Origin of the sequence: Phycicoccus sp. (genome assembly GCF_035325325.1) — a bacterium.
Lineage (GTDB): Bacteria > Actinomycetota > Actinomycetes > Actinomycetales > Dermatophilaceae > Phycicoccus.
In genome coordinates this window covers 16,957-18,339 of record NZ_DAOLAC010000052.1, presented here as the reverse complement: position 1 = coordinate 18,339, position 1,383 = coordinate 16,957, and the positions used below count along the sequence as shown (strand labels likewise).

At 73.2% G+C, this 1,383-nt stretch carries 2 protein-coding genes; both read right to left on the bottom strand.

What is annotated here, in order from left to right; all coding sequences use genetic code 11:
* Nucleotides 1-244 precede the first annotated feature (244 nt).
* Nucleotides 245-526, bottom strand: a complete 282-nt coding sequence (locus PKA89_RS19270) for an SHOCT domain-containing protein (protein ID WP_324422312.1) — start codon at nt 524-526, stop codon at nt 245-247.
* A gap of 105 nt (nt 527-631) precedes the next feature.
* Nucleotides 632-1,383 (bottom strand): proton-conducting transporter membrane subunit (locus tag PKA89_RS19265; protein WP_324422310.1); only part of this gene is annotated, 752 nt, incomplete at its 5' end.

Genomic DNA, 1,383 nt, shown 5'->3' with positions numbered 1-1,383 from the left:
GTACCGCCTCCTCGAAAGGGGCGCCCCGACTGCTTGACGAAGCATAGGAGCGTCGCACGTCCGGGTTCTCCTTCACCGGGTTACGCGGGGCGGCGGCCGGAGGCGGTCTTGCGCTGGGTGACGCGCCAGAGGCGGCGGGGCAGCCCGCCATCCTCGAAGGCGACGACCTCGGTGGTGGAGAAGCCACGGGCCGTAGCTCATGCGCGTCGCGGCCGTTCCGCGTCGCCTCGGGCGCGGACTCCGGTCACCCACCTCGGAGGATGTCGCGGCGCCGGCGGTACTCGTCGTCGTCGATCTCACCTCGGGCGAAGCGCTCGTCGAGGATCCGTTGCGCGTCGTGGGGCTGCCCCACTTCCGGTGGCGCCGGGCTCGGCGGGGACGCCGGTGGCCCGGCCTGGCCCTGGTTGCTGCCGATGGCCCGGCGGACGAGCAGAACGATGCCCGCGATGACGATCCCCCAGAAGATCAGCATGCCCAGACCGATCCCCCACCACCCTGCGGCACCCATGCCGTCGTGCCAGTACATGTGCTGACCTCCTTCGGTCGTGTTCCCGTCACGCTCACCACCTTGGGCCCCGCCCCTGTGCGGCTGGCGTGACTCTCGTCAAGATTCCGTGAAGCCTTGGGGGAGTCAGCCCAGCAGCGACGCGTCGAGGAGGGCCCAGAGGGGCCCGGCGAAGACGCCGAGGAGCACGGAGACCAGCGCGGCTGCGACCGCCGTCCGCGACGACCACGGCCGCGCCGCCCCCAGGGCGTCGCCCGGGTCGGTGCGGCGCATCGCGGGCGCGATCCACCGGAGGTAGTAGTAGAGCGACAGCAGGGTGTTCACGAGCAGGGCGACGGTGAGCCACGCCATCTCGCCATCCCACGCGGCCGCTGCGGCCGCCACCTTGCCGACGAACACGGCGGTCGGAGGCGTGCCGAGGAGCCCGAGCAGCGCCACGACGAGGGCACCGGCCAACCCGGGATGCGCCCGGACGAGCCCGGTGTAGTCGCCGAGGGACCGTGCGTGGGGGACCGCCACCGTCACCGCGAACGCAGCGAGGTTCGTCACCGCGTAGCCGGCGAGGTAGAGGAGCAGCGCAGGGAGCGCGAGGTCGCTGCGCCCGGCCACCGCGACCGGGACGAAGAGGTAGCCCACCTGGCTCACCGTGGACCAGCCGAGCAGCCGGCGCGGGTCGTTCTGGCGGTAGGCGGCGAGGTTCGCCAGGGTCATGCTCCCGACCGCGATGACCCCGACGAGGACCCCGACCGCCACCGTGTCAGGAAGCGCGACGACGAGGCGGTAGGCGGCGATCAGCGCGCCCACCGCCGGCACGGTCGTCGCGTAGGCCGCGGCGAGACCGGGGGCGCCCTGCGCCGCGTCGGGGACCCAGAAGTGCG